This is a genomic window from Streptomyces sp. NPDC007346 (assembly GCF_040703535.1).
GTDB lineage: Bacteria > Actinomycetota > Actinomycetes > Streptomycetales > Streptomycetaceae > Streptomyces.
In genome coordinates this window covers 1-4,221 of the sequence record NZ_JBEYKR010000265.1, presented here as the reverse complement: position 1 = coordinate 4,221, position 4,221 = coordinate 1, and the positions used below count along the sequence as shown (strand labels likewise).

Here is a 4,221-nt window from a genome sequence, read left to right as displayed (position 1 = left end):
GTGTGTCGGGTTGGCTGTGGTGTGGTGGGGGGGGGGGGGGGGGGGGCCCGGGGCCGGGGGGGGGGGGGGGGGGGGGGGGCCCCCCGCCCCCCCCCCCCCCCGCTTCCGTATGCCCGAAAACCCTCCGGGACACGGTTCCGGGCGCCGCCGACCGGGGCGATTTCCGCTCCATGCCCTTGACAGCCCCACCACCCTCCGGGCAATCTTCCGTTGAGCAGAAACTAACTTCCGCAATACGGAAGGAGCGCCGACATCCTCATGGGATACCCGGACCAGCGCTTCGATGTGAACCTTTCGATCCTCTTCACGGAACTCCCGCTCCTGGAGCGTCCCGCGGCAGCCGCCGCGGCCGGCTTCACGGCGGTCGAGCTGTGGTGGCCCTGGATCGAGACCCCCACCCCGCCGCAGGCGGAGCTCGACGCCCTCAAGAGGGCGCTCGACGACGCCGGCACCCAGCTGGTGGGGCTGAACTTCTACGCCGGACAGCTGCCCGGCCCCGACCGCGGCGCGCTCTCCGTGCCCGGCGCGGAGTCGGACCGCTTCCGCGCCAACATCGAGGTGGCGGCCGACTTCGCCGCCTCGGTCGGCTGCACGGCGCTCAACGCGCTGTACGGCAACCGCGTCGAGGGCGCGGACCCGGCCGTGCAGGACGCGCTCGCCCTGGAGAACCTCGTGCCGGCCGCCCGCGCGGCGCACCGGATCGGGGCGATCCTCCTGATCGAGACCCTCAACAAGCCGGAGTCGCCGCTCTATCCGCTGGTCAGCGCACCGGCCGCGATCGAGGTCGTCGACAAGGTCAACGCGGCGACGGGGCTGGGTAACGCCAAGTTCCTGCTGGACCTGTACCACCTGTCGATGAACGGCGAGGACCTGAGCCAGGTCATCAAGGCGTACGCCGCGAAGACCGGCCACGTCCAGATCGCCGACAACCCGGGCCGCGGCGCGCCGGGCACCGGCTCGCTCCCGCTGGAGCGGCTCCTCGACGAGCTGAAGGACGCCGGTTACGCGGGCCGGGTCGGCCTGGAGTACAAGCCGGGCGAACGGCCGAGCGCGGAGTCCTTCGACTGGCTCCCGGTGTCGGCCCGAGCGGCCGGCTGACCGACCGGCCCCACCGGCAGGGGAGCCCGATCCCCTGACGTCCACACGTTTTTCAGGAAGGCACCCTCATGAGCAACAACCTCCCCAAGGTCGCCTGGATCGGTCTCGGCATCATGGGCTCGCCCATGTCGGAGAACCTGGTCAAGGCCGGTTACGCCGTCACCGGATACACCCTGGAACAGGCCAAGACCGACCGGCTGGTCGCGGCCGGCGGCACCGGCGCGTCCTCGGTCGCGGACGCGGTCAAGGACGCGGATGTCATCATCACGATGGTGCCCGCCTCCCCGCAGGTCGAGGCCGTCGCCTACGGCCCCGAGGGCATCCTGGAGAACGCCCGGCGCGGCGCGCTGCTGGTGGACATGTCCTCCATCACCCCGCAGACCTCCGTGGACCTCGCCAGGAACGCGGCGGAGAAGGGCATCCGGGTCCTGGACGCGCCGGTCTCCGGCGGCGAGGCCGGCGCCATCGAAGCGGTGCTGTCCATCATGGTCGGCGGCGAGCAGGCGGACTTCGACGCCGCGAAGCCGCTCCTGGAGGCGCTCGGCAGGACCATCGTGCTCTGCGGCCCGCACGGCAGCGGCCAGACGGTGAAGGCGGCCAACCAGCTGATCGTCGCCGTCAACATCCAGGCCTGCGCCGAGGCCGTGGTCTTCCTGGAGAAGTCCGGGGTCGACCTGGCCGCCGCGCTGGACGTCCTGAACGGCGGTCTGGCCGGCTCGACCGTGCTGACCCGCAAGAAGGACAACTTCCTCAAGCGGGACTTCGCCCCCGGCTTCCGGATCGACCTGCACCACAAGGACATGGGCATCGTCACCGACGCCGCCCGCAACGTCGGCGCGGCCCTGCCCGTCGGCGGTGTGGTCGCCCAGCTGGTCGCCTCGCTGCGCGCCCAGGGCGACGGCGGGCTGGACCACTCGGCGCTGCTGCGCTCGGTCGAGCGGCTCTCCGGCTCCCAGGTCTGACCCCTCCCCGGCTCCGCAAGGAGCCCCTGGCCTCGTACGGGGCCACGGCCCGCACGACGGGCCCCCTGAACTCCGGGCCGCGGTGGCGCTGACACCTGTCCTGTCGCGCCCAGGCGCCGCCGCGGCCCGGAACCACACACTTCGTTTTCAACAAACTGTTGACGTTGCTCTGGGGCGAATCTACGCTCCTCAAGCCGTCAGCAGCTCGTACGAAAGGTCATCCCGCCACATGGCTAAGCGTGTGCTCACGACCGAGTCAGGCGCCCCGGTCGCCGACAACCAGAACTCCGCCACCGCCGGTGCCGGTGGACCGATCCTCCTCCAGGACCAGCACCTTCTGGAGAAGCTCGCCCGCTTCAACCGTGAGCGCATCCCGGAGCGCGTGGTCCACGCCCGCGGCTCCGGCGCGTACGGCTACTTCGAGGTGACCGACGACGTCACGGGCTTCACCCGCGCCGACTTCCTCTCCGAAGTGGGCAGGCGGACCGAGACGTTCATCCGCTTCTCCACCGTCGCCGACTCCCTCGGCGGCGCGGACGCGGTCCGCGACCCGCGCGGCTTCGCCCTCAAGTTCTATACGAACGAGGGCAATTACGACCTGGTCGGCAACAACACCCCAGTGTTCTTCATCAAGGACCCCATCAAGTTCCCCGACTTCATCCACTCGCAGAAGCGCGACCCGTTCACGGGCAGGCAGGAGCCGGACAACGTCTGGGACTTCTGGGCGCACTCCCCCGAGGCGACCCACCAGGTCACCTGGCTGATGGGCGACCGCGGCATCCCCGCCTCGTACCGCCACATGAACGGCTACGGCTCGCACACCTACCAGTGGACGAACGCCGAGGGCGAGGCCTTCTTCGTCAAGTACCACTTCAAGACGAACCAGGGTGTGCGCTCCCTCTCCGCCGAGCAGGCCGCCGAGCTCGTCGGCAAGGACGCCAACTCGCACCAGACGGACCTGCTCCAGGCCATCGAGCGGGGCGTCAACCCGTCCTGGACCCTGCACGTCCAGGTGATGCCGGCCGCCGAGGCGGCCGACTACCGGTTCAACCCGTTCGACCTCACCAAGGTGTGGCCGCACGCGGACTACCCGCTCCGGCGGGTCGGCCGTCTCGTGCTGGACCGGAACCCTGACAACGTCTTCGCCGAGGTCGAGCAGGCCGCGTTCTCGCCGAACAACTTCGTGCCCGGCATCGGCCCGTCCCCGGACAAGATGCTCCAGGGCCGGCTGTTCGCCTACGCGGACGCGCACCGCTACCGCCTGGGCGTCAACCACACCCAGCTGCCGGTCAACGCCCCCAGGGCGGCCGAGGTCGACAACTACGGCCGCGACGGGGTACACGCCACCCGCTACGGCTCGCGCCACGACAAGAACTACGAGCCCAACTCGTACGCCGGTCCGGCCCAGACCGACGCGGCGCTCGCCGCCCCGCTGGCGGTCCACGGGTGGACGGGCACGTACGAGACGTCCGCCCACGCCAAGGACGACGACTTCTTCCAGGCGGGCGAGCTCTTCCGGCTGATGTCGCGGGAGGAGAAGGCCCGTCTGGTCGCCAACATCGCCGGAGGCCTCTCGCAGGTCACCCGCGACGACGTGATCGAGAAGAACCTCGCCCACTTCCGCGCCGCCGACGCCGACTACGGCCGGCGCGTGGAGGAGGCCGTCCGCGCCCTGCGCGAGGACTGAGCCCCCGGTGAAGCCCCTGCCCGTACCGCGCACCCGGATGAGGGGTGCAGCGCGGCACGGGCAGGACGACGAGGCCGCGGCGGCTGTGCGATGCCAGTGCGGTGGTGAAGGCTCCGGGAACGTCTCCTGACCTGAAGGAGACGCCCTCCCCCGGGGCCGATCGCCGCCGCCGCGGTCCCTGTCACCCTCCGAACCAGGGCGCGGAGTACGGATACGGTCCCGTACTCCGCGCCCTTTCGCGTGTCCGGCGCCGGGCACGCCTCTCCTCGCGTACCTGGGCGGCACACCACCGGCCCGTCTCCGCGCGGGGGCCGGGGCCGGCCATCCAGCCCGTCCGGCGTTCGAGGACGGAACCGTGGGCATGGTGTGCGCTGCTGCCTGCGCGAGGGCCATGGTGGACGCCCTGCCCGTGGATGCGGGACCACCACCGCCAGGGTTCCGTCCTCAAACGCCGGGCTGGCTGGGGGTGCCGGG

3 protein-coding genes are annotated in these 4,221 nt (G+C 71.2%); all 3 read left to right on the top strand.

What is annotated here, in order from left to right; translation table 11 throughout:
• Positions 1-258: 258 nt before the first annotated feature.
• Complete coding sequence (locus AB0917_RS33740; RefSeq protein WP_366823523.1) at positions 259-1,098, top strand: TIM barrel protein; 840 nt, start codon at positions 259-261, stop codon at positions 1,096-1,098.
• Positions 1,099-1,166: 68 nt separating this feature from the next.
• A complete protein-coding gene (locus AB0917_RS33735; protein ID WP_366823522.1) occupies positions 1,167-2,060 on the top strand; it encodes a 2-hydroxy-3-oxopropionate reductase in 894 nt (297 codons plus the stop codon).
• Positions 2,061-2,289: 229 nt separating this feature from the next.
• Positions 2,290-3,747, top strand: coding sequence for a catalase (locus tag AB0917_RS33730; protein ID WP_366823521.1), 1,458 nt, complete (start codon positions 2,290-2,292; stop codon positions 3,745-3,747).
• Positions 3,748-4,221 lie beyond the last annotated feature (474 nt).